24 protein-coding genes are annotated in these 18,449 nt (G+C 47.6%); 15 read left to right on the forward strand and 9 right to left on the reverse strand.

Features of this window, described 5'->3' with window-relative positions; genetic code table 11:
- Position 1: 1 nt before the first annotated feature.
- The gene (locus KU854_RS20545; RefSeq protein WP_218360204.1) at positions 2-1,369 is read right to left on the reverse strand and encodes a hypothetical protein; all 1,368 of its coding nucleotides are present in this window, start codon (positions 1,367-1,369) and stop codon (positions 2-4) included.
- 60 nt (positions 1,370-1,429) lie between these two features.
- Here KU854_RS20545 and KU854_RS20550 point away from each other — a divergent pair, with 60 nt between their 5' ends.
- Positions 1,430-1,819, forward strand: a complete 390-nt coding sequence (locus KU854_RS20550) for a hypothetical protein (protein WP_218360205.1) — start codon at positions 1,430-1,432, stop codon at positions 1,817-1,819.
- A 14-nt stretch (positions 1,820-1,833) separates the two neighbouring features.
- On the opposite strand, the gene KU854_RS20555 is transcribed toward KU854_RS20550, so the two are convergent.
- Genes KU854_RS20555 through KU854_RS20565 form a run of 3 tightly spaced genes read right to left on the reverse strand, consistent with a single transcriptional unit; the run spans position 1,834 to position 4,152 of the window.
- Positions 1,834-2,295 carry a hypothetical protein gene (locus KU854_RS20555; RefSeq protein ID WP_218360206.1) on the reverse strand — a complete coding sequence of 154 codons (462 nt, stop codon included), beginning with the start codon at positions 2,293-2,295 and terminating at the stop codon, positions 1,834-1,836.
- Complete coding sequence (locus KU854_RS20560) at positions 2,288-3,403, reverse strand: ParB/RepB/Spo0J family partition protein (RefSeq protein WP_218360207.1); 1,116 nt, start codon at positions 3,401-3,403, stop codon at positions 2,288-2,290. The genes KU854_RS20555 and KU854_RS20560 overlap by 8 nt, the downstream gene beginning before the upstream one ends.
- A gap of 2 nt (positions 3,404-3,405) precedes the next feature.
- Positions 3,406-4,152: a ParA family protein gene (locus KU854_RS20565; RefSeq protein WP_218360208.1), complete on the reverse strand. Its 747-nt coding sequence runs from the start codon at positions 4,150-4,152 to the stop codon at positions 3,406-3,408.
- A 125-nt stretch (positions 4,153-4,277) separates the two neighbouring features.
- Here KU854_RS20565 and KU854_RS20570 point away from each other — a divergent pair, with 125 nt between their 5' ends.
- Positions 4,278-5,024 (forward strand): hypothetical protein, encoded by a 747-nt coding sequence (locus KU854_RS20570; RefSeq protein WP_218360209.1) that lies wholly within the window; start codon positions 4,278-4,280, stop codon positions 5,022-5,024.
- Here the strand turns inward: KU854_RS20570 and KU854_RS20575 are convergent.
- The 4 genes from KU854_RS20575 to KU854_RS20590 all read right to left on the reverse strand — a co-directional run bounded on the left by KU854_RS20575 (position 5,017) and on the right by KU854_RS20590 (position 7,342).
- Positions 5,017-6,255 carry a replication initiation protein gene (locus KU854_RS20575; RefSeq protein WP_218360210.1) on the reverse strand — a complete coding sequence of 413 codons (1,239 nt, stop codon included), beginning with the start codon at positions 6,253-6,255 and terminating at the stop codon, positions 5,017-5,019. The genes KU854_RS20570 and KU854_RS20575 overlap by 8 nt on opposite strands.
- Before the next feature lie 181 nt (positions 6,256-6,436).
- Complete coding sequence (locus KU854_RS20580) at positions 6,437-6,742, reverse strand: hypothetical protein (RefSeq protein ID WP_218360211.1); 306 nt, start codon at positions 6,740-6,742, stop codon at positions 6,437-6,439.
- Between the two features lie 62 nt (positions 6,743-6,804).
- The gene (locus tag KU854_RS20585; protein ID WP_218360212.1) at positions 6,805-7,041 is read right to left on the reverse strand and encodes a hypothetical protein; all 237 of its coding nucleotides are present in this window, start codon (positions 7,039-7,041) and stop codon (positions 6,805-6,807) included.
- A gap of 76 nt (positions 7,042-7,117) precedes the next feature.
- The gene (locus tag KU854_RS20590; RefSeq protein ID WP_218360213.1) at positions 7,118-7,342 is read right to left on the reverse strand and encodes a hypothetical protein; all 225 of its coding nucleotides are present in this window, start codon (positions 7,340-7,342) and stop codon (positions 7,118-7,120) included.
- 203 nt (positions 7,343-7,545) lie between these two features.
- On the opposite strand from KU854_RS20590, the gene KU854_RS20595 reads away from it, so the two are divergent.
- From KU854_RS20595 to traC, 9 genes are all read left to right on the forward strand, one after another.
- Positions 7,546-7,890, forward strand: coding sequence for a hypothetical protein (locus KU854_RS20595; RefSeq protein ID WP_218360214.1), 345 nt, complete (start codon positions 7,546-7,548; stop codon positions 7,888-7,890).
- Positions 7,891-7,977: 87 nt separating this feature from the next.
- The gene (locus KU854_RS20600; RefSeq protein WP_218360215.1) at positions 7,978-8,367 is read left to right on the forward strand and encodes a hypothetical protein; all 390 of its coding nucleotides are present in this window, start codon (positions 7,978-7,980) and stop codon (positions 8,365-8,367) included.
- Between the two features lie 55 nt (positions 8,368-8,422).
- Complete coding sequence (gene traL, locus KU854_RS20605; RefSeq protein ID WP_218360216.1) at positions 8,423-8,719, forward strand: type IV conjugative transfer system protein TraL; 297 nt, start codon at positions 8,423-8,425, stop codon at positions 8,717-8,719.
- A gap of 17 nt (positions 8,720-8,736) precedes the next feature.
- Positions 8,737-9,324 carry a type IV conjugative transfer system protein TraE gene (locus KU854_RS20610; RefSeq protein WP_218360217.1) on the forward strand — a complete coding sequence of 196 codons (588 nt, stop codon included), beginning with the start codon at positions 8,737-8,739 and terminating at the stop codon, positions 9,322-9,324.
- Positions 9,321-10,073 (forward strand): TraK domain-containing protein, encoded by a 753-nt coding sequence (locus tag KU854_RS20615; RefSeq protein ID WP_218360218.1) that lies wholly within the window; start codon positions 9,321-9,323, stop codon positions 10,071-10,073. The genes KU854_RS20610 and KU854_RS20615 overlap by 4 nt, the downstream gene beginning before the upstream one ends.
- A 93-nt stretch (positions 10,074-10,166) precedes the next feature.
- Entirely contained in the window at positions 10,167-11,576 is a 1,410-nt protein-coding gene (locus KU854_RS20620) for a TraB/TrbI/VirB10 family type IV secretion system protein (protein WP_218360219.1), read from the forward strand.
- 57 nt (positions 11,577-11,633) lie between these two features.
- Positions 11,634-12,458, forward strand: a complete 825-nt coding sequence (locus KU854_RS20625; protein ID WP_218360220.1) for a disulfide isomerase DsbC N-terminal domain-containing protein — start codon at positions 11,634-11,636, stop codon at positions 12,456-12,458.
- A gap of 11 nt (positions 12,459-12,469) precedes the next feature.
- Positions 12,470-12,904: a TraV family lipoprotein gene (locus KU854_RS20630; protein ID WP_218360221.1), complete on the forward strand. Its 435-nt coding sequence runs from the start codon at positions 12,470-12,472 to the stop codon at positions 12,902-12,904.
- Between the two features lies 1 nt (position 12,905).
- Positions 12,906-15,662 carry a type IV secretion system protein TraC gene (traC, locus tag KU854_RS20635; RefSeq protein WP_218360222.1) on the forward strand — a complete coding sequence of 919 codons (2,757 nt, stop codon included), beginning with the start codon at positions 12,906-12,908 and terminating at the stop codon, positions 15,660-15,662.
- 48 nt (positions 15,663-15,710) lie between these two features.
- Here traC and KU854_RS20640 read toward each other — a convergent pair whose 3' ends face one another.
- Positions 15,711-15,917, reverse strand: coding sequence for a hypothetical protein (locus KU854_RS20640; RefSeq protein ID WP_218360223.1), 207 nt, complete (start codon positions 15,915-15,917; stop codon positions 15,711-15,713).
- Positions 15,918-16,019: 102 nt separating this feature from the next.
- Here KU854_RS20640 and KU854_RS20645 point away from each other — a divergent pair, with 102 nt between their 5' ends.
- The 4 genes from KU854_RS20645 to traU are packed head-to-tail and all read left to right on the forward strand — an operon-like array spanning position 16,020 to position 18,439.
- Entirely contained in the window at positions 16,020-16,385 is a 366-nt protein-coding gene (locus KU854_RS20645; RefSeq protein ID WP_218360224.1) for a TrbI F-type domain-containing protein, read from the forward strand.
- A complete protein-coding gene (gene lepB, locus KU854_RS20650) occupies positions 16,382-16,855 on the forward strand; it encodes a signal peptidase I (RefSeq protein WP_218360225.1) in 474 nt (157 codons plus the stop codon). Before KU854_RS20645 ends, lepB begins: the two co-directional genes overlap by 4 nt.
- Complete coding sequence (locus KU854_RS20655) at positions 16,815-17,429, forward strand: hypothetical protein (RefSeq protein WP_218360226.1); 615 nt, start codon at positions 16,815-16,817, stop codon at positions 17,427-17,429. Before lepB ends, KU854_RS20655 begins: the two co-directional genes overlap by 41 nt.
- Entirely contained in the window at positions 17,426-18,439 is a 1,014-nt protein-coding gene (traU, locus tag KU854_RS20660) for a conjugal transfer pilus assembly protein TraU (RefSeq protein WP_218360227.1), read from the forward strand. The genes KU854_RS20655 and traU overlap by 4 nt, the downstream gene beginning before the upstream one ends.
- Positions 18,440-18,449 lie beyond the last annotated feature (10 nt).

Genomic DNA, 18,449 nt, shown 5'->3' on the forward strand with positions numbered 1-18,449 from the left:
ATCAAGTCTCTACCTGCTCGATATAGCTTTTTTCATCCCAACGGCTAGAACACCACTGCTCTGAATCTTGTAGCACCACCTCCAAGCAATGCTTAACTCTCGCCTCGCATTCCTCGTCGAACCGATCTTGCTGTTCAGCATCCAGGGCGAAAAACTCAATGATAGGGGCTACTTCATCGAAAACATCATATTGAGATTGACGGTCTTCAATCGCCTCACTACCTGATACGTCGATGACCTGTAGAATTGCTTTGCGGTTGTTATGCTCAACCACAAAATCGGGAGAAAATGACAGATCAGAAAATGTTGAATGCAGTGCCACTAATGGACGGGAGATCTTAACGTCGTATTGTGTCCTGGCTAAATTAGAAAGGTGACGTTGCCAGCGTCGAAACTCCTTAGCAACGCGCCTTTCAAAATCATTTTTAACGATCATCAGGTGACTTTTGGACACCACAGGTACCAGTACCGCTTTCGCTGGGCCATAAAACGGATTATCTGTTTCAGAAACATCAGTGAACGACACAATGGCAAGGCAAGGATTTTGCTCATTCGCTTTTACGCCAGGGGGCAAGATCAGCTTGCAGCTCTTTGGCAACGGTAGTTTCTCTGTACTTTTGTCACTGCCTTTATAGCGATAGCGAATCAAGTTCACACCCGCCCCCAATTTCTCGGCTTTATCAACCGGAAAAACAAACAAGCAATGCGGCTTTGCGCTACCTATCCACTGCGCACCGGTATCAGCCAAAAGTTTTAAAGCGTCCCGACGATCTTGAACGTCAAAATAGAGAAAATCGGAGAGCCGAAAATTGCCATTTAAGGTGAATTCAGTAGCCGCCTTACTCAGCCGCCACAAATACTGACTCTCATCGAGTTTCGTGGTGGGCCAGAACCTGTCCGTTTTTGCAGCATACGTCAGCTCATACAGGAATCGTTGTAAACCTGGCATGGATGGCCTAGACGAACTGCTAGAACGACTTTCAGAATCATCGTCTTCATCATTAACCAGCCTTTCACGATGAAAGCAAAAATTACGCTTTACCTTATGCGCTTCCAATTGCTGTCCATCTTCAAATGCTCTTTCGCGCTGGGTACGATAGAACTGACAATTTCTTGCATGACGTGTACTGGATGGGTTTAACGCAAAACACACCATGCCCGATCTCAATTGCCGCAAAGACATCACCGGTTGGGACTTACTTTCGCCCTGGCAATTGCATTGCAACCACAGTTTTTCCCCCCTCCATTTATGCAGAAGGTCTTGCTGCCGGTTGTACAATTCCACACCTGGTGTGAATGGCGTGGACACTAAGCGCTTTTCCTCAGATGTTAAACAGCGAACGGGGATCAGTCCTTTCATGAGATACATACAAAAAGCCCTTTAAAGATGTTAGATTATTAAAATATAACATCATTAAAGGGCATATACATGTTGGTCTGTCAACTACTTCAAGACGCGGAAATTCACTACCAAAAGTTGGAAGCGGTTAAAGCGATCACAAAATTGGTCAGTGACAATCACAATGGCATGCTCGACTTTAGGGAGATCAGCCGCTTCCCTATGGTCACATTAGAGAACGAATTGCGATGGTACCGCCTTCACCAAATCAGCGAATTAGCAGCACTACCGGATGGATGGCACCTGGACTTTCGCTGGCCGGACACGCGAACTGTCATCACAGTATCGATTGAGCGACGCAATGGGAAAATCGCCCTGGTAAATCTCTTGGGGGAATTGGTGTATTCAGACAATCCACTAAAAAAGCACAAGCAAAAGCCCTTCGTCAGAACATGCGCAAAGATAAAAAATCCGGCCTAACTTGGCCGGATTTTTTAATCAAAGTGATACCGCTTAGAGCATAAGTATTTCCGTACAATATCCGTGTAGACATCACCAATTTCAACATGGTATTTGCGCAGAACGTAGTCACTAAATGTCTTTAAATCCCGCGATAAATCAAGGTCAACATATTCTTTAATTACAGTCGCTGCAATCGCAACAGCATCAGCCGCATGCTCAACTTGAAAGCCGTTCTCTGTCGCCAATTGCATTGCAGCATGATTCACCCAAAATGGGATCTTATGACTACCATCAGCCCACTGACGCACATTATTGACTGAAACATGCTGACGCTCAGTCGCCCCGCAACGCTGACCAACAAAAAGCAGTTCATCCGGTAGATGACGGGTGACTCGGCCATCAGCATCAGTAAACCGAGCATGATTAACCAGGTAAGACAAAAAGATCCGGCCAAAATGCCGTCCTTCTTGTAATAAGGCCCCCTTATCAACCATTTAAACGCTCCCGCAAAGTCATGAGTTCATCGATAAACCGATCAACCATTTCTTTTGAGTGAATAGTGAGCGACTGCTGAGTTTGTGCATTCCCCAATGACGTAAATAATTGCAGTACTGCAACATCATTACTCGACCAGGTGGATTTCACATCAACCACAGCGGCAAATTGCTCTGCAGGAAAAGATACATCATTTAAACGCGGCGAAGTCTGATCAGAAGCGTGTTCATACTCAGGTAAACCGGCACGGTCAGACTGTGAAACGACATCCTTTTTATCAGTTACAGTGTCACTTACAATAGGGGTATCGGATGGATCACTAACGGACTGCCCCGTCCTGACTTCGGACAAAGACACCGTTTCGAGCGATTTATCTTCCTTGGGTTCATCATTCATTTCTGTATTAACAGAACGCCAGAACGCTTCCAGGTTGCCGGAGAAGTCCTCCGCCCGTGTTTCTTCCAATGATCGCGCAAACAAGGCCGCATCTTTTTTATACGCTGCAGTCATGTAAGCCAGCGTATTGATGTTAGTGGTGCGTTTAGATTCTTCCTGAATTTCCACCGGCGCATCATATAGTTTCATCATGCGTGACAACTTGGTTGGACTCCAACCAAGTTGTACCGCCAACTCTTTATTCTGTAGGCCGGAATCTAATTTGTATTGGTGTAAACCATTTACAACATCCATCAAAGACATGTCGATCCGGCCTATATTGGCAAGCAACTGGCGCAAACGAAGGGTTTTTACTTCCTGTTTGGACGTAAAGACACGGGCCAAGATAAATTCACGATTCAATCTATCCGGTGAAAAGACCATCCAGCGCATTTCGCCATCTTCTAAGATAAAGCGCTCATCGTCATCGGGATCTACATAAACATCTATCGGCTTGAGTTGGCCCACCGCCTCTATCTGCGCTTGCAGTTGGTCAAGTTCTTCTTCTGAAACATCTTTACGCGGCTGACCAGGATCGGGGGAAACGTGAGAAACCAGTACATGGCGCAATGTCTGACCTTTCACACGTTCAGATACAATCACATCATTATCGTTATCATTGTCATCAGGGCCAACAGAGCCCAGCAAATCAAAACCTTTACGACCCGCCATAATTAATGCCCCTCCTTGTTTTGGTGAGCAACAGCCAAATCAAAGATCTCACTACAAACGGCACGAATATCATTCTGAACCCAGTGGCTTTTTGTGTATTCAAGCGGTGACAATCCATATCCCATCGCCTCGGCCACCTTTGGCGAGTAGCGGATATGATTTTTCAGCAGATGAACGTAATTTTGGTCGATGCCAAACTGCAATTGTTCGATGACCATTTTTGAAAGGTTTTCAGCTTTTCGTACTTCACTAAGAAACGCAGCGGCCCCCAGGGAACTGCCACGGCGGGCCTTTTGAAACTTACGCAACATACCCGTAAATTTGATGGTTTTTCTCGCATCAAGTGGTGCAGGACGCAAGGGGATCACAACAAAGTCGGCCAAATACAGCACTTCTTCGTTCATAGCTTCTTGAGCACTGTCGCTAACATCAGATTTAATATCAACACCGACACCTGCAGTATCGATCACGATGACATCATAGCGGCCCAGGTACATATCAACGTCATCCGCAAGCGAATCTTTATCAAAGGTATATCGAATATCAAAACGCAGACCAGGCTGTTTATCACCGGCATAAACCACATCACTGACACCTTTGTGCTTTTCGGTATCAAGCAAAAGCACATTCAGCTTCTTTTCATGGTGGCAAAATGCAGCGAGGTTAAACGCGGAGGTAGACTTTCCGACCCCACCCTTTCCGTTGGCGACAGCAAAGACGATGGAGCGTTTTAAGCTGATTTCAGACATGGAATATTCCTTTATCGGCCACAAGACCCGGCCACGGTTGCTGCCCGATTGACAGCGAACGAGATACTAGCACAAACTTAATTACATAACATCAAAACAGCCACTTTTGCGAGTTGCAGTACTGCATGAATATTATTATTGACCTATTGACCCCACTATTGATCACCATCCCCTTGCTTGGCTACTTTTCAAAGTTGCAAAGAGACCTGGCGCGAAGCATTCACCCTACATTCTATAAAATACTCTTAGTACCAGGAACGGCGATCCACGAATCATCACATGCGCTTGCGTGTCTGCTGTGCGGATTACAGATAAAGAAAATCACTTTTTGGAGTGGCAAATACGCCGGTGAACTGGGTGCAGTAGAGTTTAGTTACAACCCCAACAAAGCCACACATTGGATCTTTCTTAGCGTTGTCGGGTTAGCGCCACTCATCGGAGGCATTGCAACCTACAATCTGGTCGCCCATTTCGCGGGAACTGCTTTACTCCCTACCGTACACCAATCACTACAACTGACAGACTCAACATCCAGGCTGTTGTTCAGAGAAGCGCTAAAAGCGGCCTGGTTGAACTGGGAAATAGCACCGACAATGGCTATATCCCTGATACCCTGTATTGCAGTAATACCCTTTTCGTTTCCAAGCCTCATTGATTTGAAGCTCGCTTGGAAAGGTTGTGTGATAGCAGTGTTAGTTCTGATGATGTCCGTCACAGCAGCAACACTGTTCAACCATACCGCCCCACTAAACACCCTTCTCTATGCACTCCAAGGATTAATAATCACTCAACTGATCGCAATGATTTGTCTCTCTCTCATGATCACCATTGGTTTATTAACACTGGCTACGATTAAAAGACTAATTAAGTAACACCGTCATCGCTACTGTCAGGAGGATCACCAGGCTTTGGCGGTGAACTTACACTCTCCGAGGAACTATCAACCTGTAAAAGATCCTTGCCTAAGCGGGGGGTTACCTGATGTGTAGCATAATTAACATCGTTGACTCTGCGTAGTATCTGGCTCAACGGAATGACATTGGATACGTCCGAAGGGAGGGTAATGATGGCTTCTAACACGTGCATATACTTGCTCACCGTTTGTCTGCAGACGTTCGCAGCACGACTCACTGCGCTGGCCGTGATCTCCTTACCCGCTTCTTTCAACTGCTTTGCAGCGGCTCTAATACGACGCTCTGTTCTCTCAGTTCTTTTTTGGTGAGTTCGCTTCGCGGCCAATTTCTGTTTGACCGAAAGAGGCAATGAGCTATCAAGTGCCATCACGCCTCGATGACACCGCCCATCGCCTGTGTATTTATGCCATGTCCAACGAGCAACGGATTTTGCCGTTGCTCGAACAGAGGAATAAGGCAGGTCGTAGTCAAAACCACGTTTTTGAAAATTGTTTAAGTTGAATGCATAGCTTTCGAGGTGCGTTAAAAAGTCAACGTAACGCGCAGTCTGACGCATACCGTTCACGATGGAATAAGCGTAGAAACGAAGTTGCTCGAACAACGTACAATGGCGCGAATGCGAAACGCCGTCTAAATCCGGTGCGCTCCTTCCCCACGGTTCAATCTCTGGGAAATCACAATAGTCAGCCAGTTCACTCAGTTCATATTCTTGAGCGTGAAACTCAGTGGTCAGCCACCAAGGATGACCAGGCGTTTTCGCTACTGGGCCACTGTAATCAGGATCAGCATCAAAAGCATCGACCATTGCTCGATACACTTTTTGCATAAAATCTATCGGTTTTTGCCTTGCCTTATTCGATATACAAACAGGGGTTATCGCGTAAAAGAGGTGCGATTTGCCATTGGCCGGATTCGTTACAATCAAGTTGGGTTCAGGAAAACCCTTGTCTTTCCAGATCCACGAATTGGCATGGTCAAGATCAAAGACAAGCCATGATTTCATCACTTGCGAATTGACCTGCATGTAAGGCCAACGGATTGCGAAATCACGGCGACGCAAATTGGTGGCCGTTTTATTGTCACTACACCTGGAAACGAAAGGTGCATGCTCCAACAGGCGATGAAATGGCGTGTTTTCAATCGAAAAACGATTGAATTGCGGGCCTTTTGCTATAGCTGTATTCGACATTTATCCCTAAACCGGTAAAAAAACGTGTGCGGGCGCACACACTCTCTTGCCAGCAAGCCAGGGATAAGCCATAATTTAGGCACCTGAGCGGTGTAGGCGGTGGTAAACCTCCTACATTAGCAAAGCAATCAGTGTACGCGGTGTATGTGGCAACCTAAAAGTTGCAGTGCTGCACGATTAACTACATAAGCAATCTCCTTAGCAATCTCCTTAGCAATCTCCTTGTTGTTGTTGTTGTTGGTGGTGTTGTTGGTGTTGTTAGCGTTACTGCTTGCCTCTCTGTCATCTCTAGTTCGTTGGCGCGATTCAGATGACAGACCACTTTCAAAGAAAAACCCCAAACAGTTGGCGCTGTTTGGGGTTTTTTGTTTTCAGTTCCCCAACGACTGTCGATAGATTTAGCAAAGGTGTTGGCGCACCCTGCACGACAAGCCGCAGTGGACAAATTTTGTTGAAAAACTGTGATTGAGCTATTAGTATTATTCATGTGGTTTGCTCGGTCAGCGGGAAAGGGTTTGGCGATTCTCCCCGTTGACCGACTTCCTTTCATCAGTGAAAAATTACTTTCCCGTTTTCGAATTTCAATCTACCCGTCTCTTTCGCTTCCTCACCTAACTGAACAAGCGCTTTGAATAGATTGCCAATTTCTTTTTTCGTCAATGCGTCTTTCATTTCCGCATAGGTTTTACTGCTTTCAGGATCAAGCATCACGCGCACTTCGCAGCGACCCTCAGCTTGAGCCTTTTGCTTAAAATTGCGGTTGTAGTCTAATTGATCCTTGCGCATGTAACTCACCATAAAATAACGGAATTAAAACGAGTCTACATCAGACAATACACACGCGTAAAGGATCAAATGAAGATCAACAGATCAGCATGACGCACTCGTTGACATTCACCTGGTTCAAAGCCTGGATAGGGAAGCTATTAAAGGTTTTCACCTCCGGCGTTCTTCCCGTGGCCGCACGTTGTGTATAACTCAATGCATGCAAAACCGTGCCATCTTCAACATTACGTAAACCGACGAAAAACACTTTCCGTTCCTGCAGGTAAACAACCACAGGCACAAAGTTTGAAGTCGATTTCATAAAAGTAAACTGTTGCCTTGCGACAGGCGTTATCTGTTCAAAATCCATCATTCTGTCTATGTAAAAACGAATACAACAACAATAATATAAATGTTTGCGCAGATCATAAACCAAATTAAACAAAAATCATAAAACGCGTTCTGACTTGTGTTTCATCACAACAAAACATATATTTTTGTTCAGAGCGCCAAAGGAGTAGTTACATGGCGTTTGCAAGTATGGCAATCAAAGAGCTACGACAGCTCGCTAGCGAGTTCGAATTAGTCTCCGCGTATTTGGTGCCATTTAGACATGAAAGTAGGACTACAGCGAACGGTGAAGCGGCCATTTGGTACCGCATAGTGTTCGAGGTGAAGGTGGGTGGTGAGAATCAGCGCGTTGCGCTAGCCACATCACGCGGCCCCCTGAGACGCTTTGCTAACCCAAATAAGGCATTGGAAATGTTAGAGGATGAGTTTAGTGATAGTGAGTTTGAGCAGATAGCAATACTGCGAAAACTTGAAAATGCCTATAACGAGCAGTTAGACACACTAGAACTAAGTCAGTAATCACCTTTCACCTTCCGTTCTTCATCGTATCGCGTCCTGTTCAGTTGGTTTGCAGTACTGCAAAGTCTGCACAAAGAGGATCTTCCGATGAAGAACATCATTCCACGCTCTATCCGCGAATTGCCTCTGGCATGCGCGGTATCGTTCCAAGTAGGCGCTAGCGGTGGCGTTTCAAAACCCACTTCTGTAGGTACAAAAACTGCCATCGCAAGCTGCCTGGCTATCGGCCTTGCCGCAACATCAACCGCCCAAGCTGGTACCGGTGGTGACGTACTGCTGCAGGACACCTACGATTCAACTATTGGCGTCATTCAAGGTTATGGCGCGAAATTGGCAACTGGCGTCGCCGGTGCTTTTGCCATGATCGGTTCGGTGTTTAAGTTCCAGCCTCAGTTGATTGCATCAACGTTGGGCGTGGGCTTTACCGGAGCTGGGATCGATAACGCAGTCGATTTCACTGTCACCATGACTATCTAACCCACCCGCCCTACCCGCTGCCACATGGGGTAGGGCTTTTTATTGGACGGTCATTATGTCAGTTGAAAATCCCGAGCAATATTTGGTACCGGAACGCTTAGACGAACCCTACCGTTTCATGATTTTCACCGTCGAAGAAGCGGTAATGGTCTTTGCTCCAACAATGATCGGTTACACCTTCGATCTCTGGCTGCAAGGTCTGTTTCTCGGGTTATGTCTGTTCTTTGGCCTTCGGAAAATCAGGCAAGGGAATGATGATTATCTCATCTACTCGAAGTACTGGATATTCCCGAACGTCACAAGCGGCATGCGTTACACCCCCCGCTCGTACCTACGCACGTTCTATAGCTAAACCATTAGGAAATTCCAATGGACGCAAACCACACCAACCAAGACGCTCGCCGTACAAAAGTTGCGCGTAATGCCTTTTTTGTACTGTGCGCACTGGCACAGATAGGTCTCATTGTGTGCCTGATCGTGATGTATCAAATCGCCGGAAAAGAAAAGATCGTCGTTCAACCGCAGTTTATCTCAGATAACTGCCATGCCTGGGTCACATCATTTGGCGCGAGTGAATGTTACCTGGAAGGATTGGCAATGGGCGACGCGCTGGCGCTTTACAACCTAACACCCAGTAATGGCAAGCTGGTACAAACCCGCATACTACGTCGCACCCATCCTTCGTTTCACAACGAAATGAAAAGGTGGGTATTTCAGCAAGTGAAAGACATACGCGAAAAGAACTACGTTTTTGCGCTGTATGTGAATGATGTGATCGCAGACGAACCCACCCAGACCGTATACGTCAAAGGTGTCCTTAGTGCAAAAAAAGGCGCTACTGACCTGCCTGACGAAGCTGTGACACTGGCGTTTCGGTACACCTCAGTGAATGGCGAAGCATTGATCACGCGCTTCTATGAAAAGGAACGCCCCACGGAAAAAGGAGCAACATTATGATTCGTGCATTCCTTATCACCGCGCTCATGTTTACAGCAACAGTGCAGGCAGCGGCGACAAAGTATGTTCAACCTGGTGGCATGGTCAACATTGCTATCAGCATCGCAGAACCCAACAGAATAGCCATCAACGGTGATCGCATTACATCATTCATTGGCATGGAAGGGGCAACGGTAGAAACAAATGACCCGCAATCCGGCGACCTTTTTGTGTCACCATCAGAAGTGAATGGCACCAGGCTCATCAGTGGGTTCCTGACCACAGAAAGCGGCAACACTATACAAATCCGTATGCAACCCCAAAAAATCCCCACAACAAACACTGAAATCAATCTGCGCGTTGCAGATCACAGCTCAAAACTGGCAACCAGTTGGGAACGCCAATTCAGAAATGAAAACCTGACCACCTGGAATCTAGCAAAAGCGGTGGAATCCGGCATGGCCTTACCTGGCTTTAAAGCGGAATCAATGAAAAAGGGGATTGAATACAGATCACCCTCACTGGGCCCATTGACAGCACGAATTCACTATATCGCCATCGGCAGTGAGTACCGTGCAGACAAAATGCTGATCACAAACACAACAGCGGTACCCCAGGTGTTAAACGAGCGAATGCTCAATGACAAGTACCTGATTGGCGTATGGCTTGTTGGTGCTGCTGAAAAGACAGCCACGGGTGTAGAAGACATCATTCTGGCACCAGGCGAAACCATGACCGCGATTCGTGTGTTCCGTAACTTCATCTACTGAGTAGAGGTAATCATGTCAGACATTGAAAAAAATAATGACGTAGCCCCCTCGGAGAGCGTTGAAAAGAACAAGAGCAAACAAAACAGGAATTTCATGTTGCTGTTTCTGTTTGTAGCGATTGTTGGCGGCGGTGGCTATATCTGGGTGTCTGCTGCCCCGCAAACGCAAACCACCAGGTCGGAAAAAACTGACTTGGACAAACGCCTTGAGGCCGCAACAGGACAAAACCGTCACCCTTCGCTTACTGGACGCAGAGATTATGACCGCGACTATCAGATGCAAAACGAAGTCGAACAGGATCGTTTAAAGAGTGAAATTGCAGCACTGCAACAAGAAGTACAGCAAAAAGAAGAAACCGTTGCTGGTCTACAAACACAGTTCCAGAAATTTTTGGATCTTTACGCTCAGGATCAGGCTCAGCGAGAAGCCAGGGATCTCGACTTGCTTACACGTCTAGATGCGGATGCAGAAGCGCGAACTCAATTGGAAGCGCAAATAAACCAATCAAAGTCGCCCGCTTCCGGTGTGACCGCAACGGGATGGCCCACAAAAGCACCGCCGCAGCAACCGGTTGGCAGTCCACGTGATAGCCGTACACGAAACCAGGGCACCACAACCACAGCGCCCCCCACCCAAAAGGGACTTACTCGCAAGCAGTTTCAATTGGTAGAGGCCAATTTTAACGCAGCCAAGAAGGTGATGAGTGTCGATAACTATCTCCCAGCGGGCAGCTATGCAGAAGGTCGGATCATTGTGGGGGTAAAAGCCTCTGCAGCCGTTGATGCACAAAATGATCCACGTCCAATCACAATTCGAGTACGCGGCAAAGCAAGAGGCCCAGTGTGGCGCAATGACAATCTGGAAGCCGACACTGACGGATGTACGATCACAGGGTCAGCATACGGGGATATTTCATCAGAGCAAGGTCACGCAAAGCTACATGAAATGAGTTGTGCGGTGGGGCCAAACGAGGTCACAACCACACGCGTATATGGCTACCTGGCCCACAAAGGTATGTATGGCATACACGGAAAAGTGGTGATGCGCGAAGGCGACTTGGTAGAACGCGCATTTTGGGCCTCCCTCCTAACGTCTAGCGGTACCGCCGTTGACACATTAGTTGGTACTTCTTCGCAATCTGCATTCGGCACGGTGAACAGTTCAGGTGGCGCGGCTGACGCAGCACGGGAACTGGTAGCCGGTGGATTGAAAGGCAGCGGTGAACAATTGGGCCGCTACTACATGAAGCGTTTGGAGCAGATACAGCCGGTCATTCCACTAAAAGCAGGTACCGATGTCACGATTGTCTTTATGAAAGGGGTTTACCTGGATGGCACTGACGAAAAGGACGTTAAAACCGCAAACAAATCTCGCATCCCCTTGGATGAAAAAGGCTCAGACATAGCACCAGATGCTGTTAATGGACAACTGATTGACTTACTTAAACGCACAGGCCAAACAGAAGCGACCCGCACTGATTGGAATACCGAGCTGTACCAGTAAAAAAAGGAAGCAAACCACATGATCACGAGCAAATCACAGTTTTACGGCGCAGTAATCTTGATTGCAGTACTGCAAGTATTGACCCTGTTGACCCTGACTAATTCACCTATTGTGGACACCAAAAACGCAGCAATGGACACTCAAGGTACCTCAATCGCCAACCTTGAAACCATTCGAAAAACGGTGGCAGCGAGTTTTCCACAAACACCGATCCGTGCCGTTAGCCCTTCACCGATCACCGGCATATACGAAGTGCAAACGGCCAATAATCTTCTTTACACCGATGAAAGCGGGAAATATTTGTTTGTCGGTGGCATTTATGACCCTGCGACAAATACAGATCTCATTAAAGCGCGAAAAACAGAGTTAGGTATGGTTGATACTCCAACTCAGGAAGCCGCCAGCACTCAATCGCCCCCGCAACGCCCTGCATCCTTTGTCAAAACAGAAGCCTTGGCAGAAGTAGACAAATTCGCTATCACCACACAGTACGTTGAAGGTGCCCCCGTCGTTTACGAGGTGTTTGATCCGATGTGTGGTGCATGTAGAAAAAATGACGAAGGACTCGAAAAAACACAACTCACAATCAAACGACTGCTGTTAGTCACTGCGGGCAGTCAAGAGATTAACGAGCAAGTATATTGCTCAACCGATCCTGCTGCGGCCATCAAGTCACTGTTGAGCAGTAACACCATTGTTACGGATGGAACCAGCCGTGCCAACTGCAATGTCAATGATCTGGCATCAATAAAGCAGTGGTTGCGAAATAACGGCGTTCCTCTTTCCACTCCACACACCATTATTGCGAAGACGGGCCAAATCGTATCAGGCGCACAAAGCGTACAACGTTGGGCTGACATCGAAAAAGCGATCACTAACTGAGGATTTTGACCATGAAAAAAATCACGTTTTTCGCATTGATCATCGCGGCACTGAACATGGTGGGCTGCGCCAAATCAACCACAGTCAGTGAATTCGATTGTCCATTGACAGACGGCGTATCGCCTTGTCTCACCACAGCAGATGTTGACGTACCAGGCGACATCCCAAAGGGCCCAGGCGCTGTCAGTGAATCCACACCAACTGTTAGCGCCTCCACATCCGAAAAGACCGTCGTGTCGCCAACTGGTAGCAGAGAGAAAGTTATCGAGATTGCACAAGACATGACGTATCCGGTGAAACCGGCGTTAAGTAATCCTCTGCGCAAACATGGCAACACAGAAAGGATGTGGTTTAAAGCATGGTTGGACACCGAAAATGACCTATTCATAGATCAGCAGTTCATCTACTGGACAGAGAAAGGCCAGTGGCGAAATATGGAGTACTAATATGGGACTCATGAGTAGCTTTATAGAGACAAGCAAACGCTATATCAACGTGATAGCGAATCAGTTTGACCTCTCGGTTGACGGGCACGACAGCCCCGTCAGCCAGTATGCATCCGCATCGACGCACACAACGTATGATGGCGGGTCAATCCGCGATCTCGTCCCGTTTCGTCTGTATGACACAGAAACGGATTTGTACCTAAACGACAACAGTTATGGGTTCATTTTCGAGTTAGCCCCGATGGTAGGGGCCACCGATGAAATGGTTCAAATACTCAGTAAATCACTGGCCGCACAGCTCCCTGAAAAAGCCTGGGTAACAATCATGGATTACGCCAGTAACCGTGTTGGGGGCCAATTGAACACCTGGAAAGGCCCACGAGAGGGGCATGACACACTTATCGAGAAGGTGGCGAAATATCGAGTGGGCCACCTCGAAAAAGGGATATACGGCAGCTTATATGACAAGCTGAATTTAAGGCTGTTTGATTATCGAGTGTTAGTCACAGTTTCGCTTGAAGGTAAACCTTCTCAACGTGACATTGACACCTTGCTCGGTATTCGTGATGCCCTGTCAGCCAGCTTTCATCAGGCATACATTGATAACATTCTGGTCAAGCCTGAACAGTTGTTGGCCTTTACCCGAGAAATCCTGGGGAACAACGGGGAAACAACCCGACCCGAAGTGCAATACAATCCATACGAAATGCTCAACACACAAGCGGTTGAGGATAACCAAAAAATACGCGTTCGTCCTGGCCGCCTCGTGATCAATGAAGGAACCGGATCTGCAACGGATGTCAGGGTACTATCGATAAGCAAGCGAAAACGTATCTGGCCCCAGTGGGAAAATCAGCGTTTAATCGGTGATATGTACAATGATGCACAACGCCTTACCTGTCCGACTTTGTTTGTTACTGCGTTCCAGGTACTTAAACAAGATTCCGCGCAAAACAAAATCCTTACACAAGCCCTCAGTGCCAATAAAAAAGCCGAGCAGCGTGGCTTTGTTGCTAACCTGACCCCCCACACAAAGCAACAGGCCCAAGAACTCAACTTTGTTGCTGCAAAGCTGAACGACGGGGAAAAATTGGTACAAATGTACCAACATGTTGTGATCTTCGCGCCGGATGGCAAAGGCAATACCTGCGAACAACAAATCAAAGGTATTTATGATTCATGCGGTTGGAAACTATCCCGTGTTCCCTTCCTGCAGTTACAAAGCCTGCTTGTCTGCTTGCCCTTCACACTCGCAGAAGGTCTCGGACAGGACTTGCATAGCATGAAACGCTTGAAACAGCAGCTTTGCTGGTCAATTGCGAACCTGGCACAAATGCAAGGAGAATGGAAAGGTGACGATTGGTCGCACCCGCTCATGATGATGATAGGGCGGCGTGGTCAGCCGCTTAACTTCAATCCTTTTCTTAACAATGACGGTAATTTCAATGTTGCGGTAGTCGGCAAATCCGGTTCAGGTAAATCCGTCTTCATGAACGAACTTTCCTATGCTGTGCTCGGGATTGGTGGGCGCGACTACACCATTGATATTGGCGGCAGCTACCGTCATGCGTGTCACCTTTTCGGTGGTACCTATATCGATGTTGATCATGAACTGTCTCTCAATCCATTCTCAAACCTGGGCCCTGCGCCTGGGGCCCCCAGTTCAGAGGTGGCAGAGTATTGGGCCGAAGTTAAGGCAATGATCTCAAGTATCATCATGTCCATGTGCCGACAAAAATCCGATGCCTCAGATTTTGAGGAATCAGTCATTCTGACGGTCACAGCAGACGTTATTGAAAAATACAAACAAGAGACGACCTTTACGCTCATTTATGACCATTTTGTCGCACTGGCCGCAACCGATGATGCCAACGGCAAAAGCACCATCCCCGAACAATCCCGCGCCACACTCTATGAAATTGCCGCCATGATTAAGCCTTACACCCTGCACGGTGAGTACGGCAAGTACTTTAGCGGCCAGTGTAATGTGAACTTCAACAACCGCTACGTTGTCCTGGAAACTGAAAAGTTTGAGTCGATGGGTAAGCGTATGATGCAAGTGGTGATCAAGTTGTTGATGTATCACATCACCGAAGCCTTGTATCACGGTGACCGCAAAACCCCTACCCTCATCAAAATTGATGAAGGGTGGAAGATGCTTGATTCACGGGATGCAACATTTATCGAAGACGCTTCCCGCCGAGTGCGTAAGTACCAAGGATCGCTAGTGACCGGCACACAATCGGTGGGAGATTACTTCAAGAACCCAGCCGCGAAAGCCTGTTGGGAACAATCTGACTATACCGTCATGTTGAGCCAGAAATCAGAAAGCATTGCCGAATACAAGCGCCAAACTGTATCAGACGTGGACAGCCATTTTGAGCGGTTGCTAAAAAGCGTGAAACGCAACGGTGAATACTACTCTGAGGCATTAATTATTGCTCCTAATGGTGTGAAAGCGGTTGGCCGGCTAATTCTCGACCCTTACTCTGTGTCAGCGTTCTCGACAAAAGGGCCGGACTACAGCCGTGTAACCTGGCTCGACAAGCAGCTTAATAACATGGAGCAAGCGCTGGATATTCGCATGACAGAACGTGAATTAATCGAGAAAGGCATGTCAGACAGTGACGCTCGTTTGGAAGCCCTGTTTCAACACTTGCCGGAAGCACAGGCGCGTGAGTTGGCGCAACTTACTATTCTGGAATACAAGGAGCAGCCCAAGGTACCCGACGACACAGAGTTAATGGAAACGGCCTAACAAAAAAACCGCTCAAGTGAGCGGTTTTTTTATTGCAGTACTGCAATCTTATTCTGAGAGTGTGTAGTTTTGCGCGGGGGCTGACGGCGCAGCTTTACCCTCATCACTTGGTACAAACGCACTGTACAGAGACCAACCAACCAGGATCACCGCAAGAATCATAGTGATTTTTTGACCCCCCTCTGAGTTCATCCAACGGGTTTTCTCGCCCAGAGTCGCCCACGCCTTAGCAAAACCTGTTTTTTCGTTTTCCATTTCTCCACCCTTTCTATCTATTGATGTGATAAGTTTACGTTAAAACAACAATAGTTATATTATTGTGTTTACACCATTCAGTGCAAGCGAGGAAAGACCGGAATGAAACTCACCCTAGAACAAACCAAAAATGGCCTTGTGACAATCGTACTCGCGGTGATAGCTAGTGCGGCTACCACGGCCATCATTCAAACGCTGAAACCCACCCCACCCCAACCACCTTCTATTGTGACGGTTGATATTGAACAACTTATCAGAACCCGAAGTGACGAAATCGCCCGTAGCGGCAACGGAGAGATCACCGACAGCGAACGAAAATCACTGATCGAATATACCGAGCAAATTCAGGAAAAATTGGTGCAAGTATCAGAGCATGCTGGCGTTATCGTGCTACCTAAACAGGCTGTGATAGCAGGGGCAGAAAGAGACATCACCGCGCTTATAGGCCAGTTGGGGGGTGCAAAGTGAACAGTGCATCCACAAAGTTCATTGCGGTGTGCTTTCTGTTTGTCATCGCGCTAGCTGCCTTCACCTCCAAATACCGGATCGACTTTCTTTCATCAGAATCACTGCCCTACCGCATGGCGTTGACGGACATACACCAACGTTCTTTTCAAGTTGGTGAACTGGTGAAATTCAAAGTTCCTGACGACAACAAGTGGGCTGCAGGGCGCAAGCTGACGAAAATTGTTCGCGGTCTACCAGGTGATGTTGTTTCTGTGAAGGATCGAAACATTTACATCAATGACGAACTGGTTGGGCGGGCAAAAGAGCTGACCTATTTCGGTGAACCACTATTTCCCATCGAGCCAACGACGATTCCTGACGGATATTTTTTCGCGTTTGGCACACATCCTGATAGCTACGACTCTCGTTATTTCTCAATGGGGCTGATCAATGAAACGAATATCCTTGGCGGCAGTATTCCTCTGTTTTAGTGCTACGTGCGCAGCAAAGGACTTTGGAAAAGAAGGGCCGACATTTGAGATCACTGAACTCAGTGCCCTCACGCTCATCGAGCAGGAACTAACAAAACTTGAGGCCAATGGCACATTAGACGCAATGAATCAGGAATTTAAAGAAAACGTCTACCGAACAGCCGAGCGCCCGCCTCCGGTAAACGGCTTGGTTAACGCCACAACAGATCAGGTGTTCTACGTTGACATGTCCCGCCCGTTGGAAGCAGACGTGGTGGTTGATGACCAGGTATTGGCAAAGGCAGGGACAATGGTTAACCCATTGAAGCACAGAAAGATAACCACAACGCTGATTTTCATCGACGGTGACAACCCTGAACAGGTTGACTTTGCAGTTTCAGAAAACCAAAAGGGCCCAACAAAGATCATATTGACCAAGGGGGCCCCCCTATCTCTATCTAGAGAGAAAGGGGTCTGGTTTTACTTTGATCAAGGTGGCTCATTAAGTAGCCGCTTCAACCTCCGTGCATTGCCCTCTGTCGTCACCGCTGACATGGAAAGGCTTTTGATGAAGGTAACAGAGGTGGCCCTATGATTAGAATATTGCTACTACTTGCAACGCTTATCGCAATAATACCCAAGGCCAATGCCAGCATCCCAATTGGCGGCGCAACCTGTACGGGGCGATTCCCCAACCCTATTACCGATGTGTGTTGGGCCTGTATATTTCCCATCAAAATAGGGGAATTGCCCGTTGTTCCCTCCGATAAACCTGACTTACCAGGCTCACCCAATCCAATCTGTACCTGTCCCATACCTTACCCCCCCTATCAGCGTATTGGTTTAAGGGTGTCTTTCTGGGAGCCCACGCGGTTAGTAGACGTTACCCGCACCCCTGGTTGCATGGTGAACCTTGGCGGGGGCACGTTGAATCTCGGATCGATCATGCCAACCCAAGGAGATTTACCACGCGGTGATGAAGGTGACGCGTTTTTCCACGCTCACTGGTACATCTTCCCGCTGATCAATCTTATCAACCTCATTACCGATGTCGCTTGTAAAGAAACACAGGGCTTTGATCTGGCTTACATGACGGAACTCGACCCACTTTGGCACAACGATGAGCTGACATTTCTGTTAAACCCCGAAGCGGTCATATTCAATAATCCCGTCGCCATTACCGCTTGCGCCGCCGATTGCGTTGCAGCAACAGCCGGTCTTCCTCTCGACCCTATGTTTTGGTGTTTAGGGTGTTCAGGGACTGCATACCCTATGGATGGCCGCATTGATTCCTATCATGGCGGCATCAGCGCTTCGTTGAACCTGTTAGAAAAGATGACATATAAACTGCATCGGCAAGGTCAGTTGTGGGGCTCGCTGGGCGATCAGGGGCTTTGTGGAACCTACCCAATGCCGATCATGCGAAAGAGTCAGTATCGCAGCCAGCTTACCTATCCCATCCCCACCACAACGAGTTATTTCTGTTGTAACCCTTACGGACGTTCTACCGCGCTCTATGAAGAAGCTAAAGAATTCCCCGTTGCTGGCGAACATTTTGGATGGCTAGTTTGGCGCAAACGCAACTGTTGCGTTAGTGCCTGGTAATTGGAGAGAG

It is taken from the genome of Enterovibrio paralichthyis, assembly GCF_019209835.1.
Lineage (GTDB): Bacteria > Pseudomonadota > Gammaproteobacteria > Enterobacterales > Vibrionaceae > Enterovibrio > Enterovibrio paralichthyis.

What these genes read in the sequence shown, in the direction of transcription:
- KU854_RS20545 (WP_218360204.1), bottom strand. Translation starts at nt 1,369, where the DNA reads ATGTATCTCATGAAAGGACTGATCCCCGTTCGCTGTTTAACATCTGAG.
- KU854_RS20550 (WP_218360205.1), top strand. Translation starts at nt 1,430, where the DNA reads ATGTTGGTCTGTCAACTACTTCAAGACGCGGAAATTCACTACCAAAAG.
- KU854_RS20555 (WP_218360206.1), bottom strand. Translation starts at nt 2,295, where the DNA reads ATGGTTGATAAGGGGGCCTTATTACAAGAAGGACGGCATTTTGGCCGG.
- KU854_RS20560 (WP_218360207.1), bottom strand. Translation starts at nt 3,403, where the DNA reads ATGGCGGGTCGTAAAGGTTTTGATTTGCTGGGCTCTGTTGGCCCTGAT.
- KU854_RS20565 (WP_218360208.1), bottom strand. Translation starts at nt 4,152, where the DNA reads ATGTCTGAAATCAGCTTAAAACGCTCCATCGTCTTTGCTGTCGCCAAC.
- KU854_RS20570 (WP_218360209.1), top strand. Translation starts at nt 4,278, where the DNA reads ATGAATATTATTATTGACCTATTGACCCCACTATTGATCACCATCCCC.
- KU854_RS20575 (WP_218360210.1), bottom strand. Translation starts at nt 6,255, where the DNA reads ATGTCGAATACAGCTATAGCAAAAGGCCCGCAATTCAATCGTTTTTCG.
- KU854_RS20580 (WP_218360211.1), bottom strand. Translation starts at nt 6,742, where the DNA reads ATGAATAATACTAATAGCTCAATCACAGTTTTTCAACAAAATTTGTCC.
- KU854_RS20585 (WP_218360212.1), bottom strand. Translation starts at nt 7,041, where the DNA reads ATGCGCAAGGATCAATTAGACTACAACCGCAATTTTAAGCAAAAGGCT.
- KU854_RS20590 (WP_218360213.1), bottom strand. Translation starts at nt 7,342, where the DNA reads ATGAAATCGACTTCAAACTTTGTGCCTGTGGTTGTTTACCTGCAGGAA.
- KU854_RS20595 (WP_218360214.1), top strand. Translation starts at nt 7,546, where the DNA reads ATGGCGTTTGCAAGTATGGCAATCAAAGAGCTACGACAGCTCGCTAGC.
- KU854_RS20600 (WP_218360215.1), top strand. Translation starts at nt 7,978, where the DNA reads ATGAAGAACATCATTCCACGCTCTATCCGCGAATTGCCTCTGGCATGC.
- traL (WP_218360216.1), top strand. Translation starts at nt 8,423, where the DNA reads ATGTCAGTTGAAAATCCCGAGCAATATTTGGTACCGGAACGCTTAGAC.
- KU854_RS20610 (WP_218360217.1), top strand. Translation starts at nt 8,737, where the DNA reads ATGGACGCAAACCACACCAACCAAGACGCTCGCCGTACAAAAGTTGCG.
- KU854_RS20615 (WP_218360218.1), top strand. Translation starts at nt 9,321, where the DNA reads ATGATTCGTGCATTCCTTATCACCGCGCTCATGTTTACAGCAACAGTG.
- KU854_RS20620 (WP_218360219.1), top strand. Translation starts at nt 10,167, where the DNA reads ATGTTGCTGTTTCTGTTTGTAGCGATTGTTGGCGGCGGTGGCTATATC.
- KU854_RS20630 (WP_218360221.1), top strand. Translation starts at nt 12,470, where the DNA reads ATGAAAAAAATCACGTTTTTCGCATTGATCATCGCGGCACTGAACATG.
- traC (WP_218360222.1), top strand. Translation starts at nt 12,906, where the DNA reads ATGGGACTCATGAGTAGCTTTATAGAGACAAGCAAACGCTATATCAAC.
- KU854_RS20640 (WP_218360223.1), bottom strand. Translation starts at nt 15,917, where the DNA reads ATGGAAAACGAAAAAACAGGTTTTGCTAAGGCGTGGGCGACTCTGGGC.
- KU854_RS20645 (WP_218360224.1), top strand. Translation starts at nt 16,020, where the DNA reads ATGAAACTCACCCTAGAACAAACCAAAAATGGCCTTGTGACAATCGTA.
- KU854_RS20655 (WP_218360226.1), top strand. Translation starts at nt 16,815, where the DNA reads ATGAAACGAATATCCTTGGCGGCAGTATTCCTCTGTTTTAGTGCTACG.
- traU (WP_218360227.1), top strand. Translation starts at nt 17,426, where the DNA reads ATGATTAGAATATTGCTACTACTTGCAACGCTTATCGCAATAATACCC.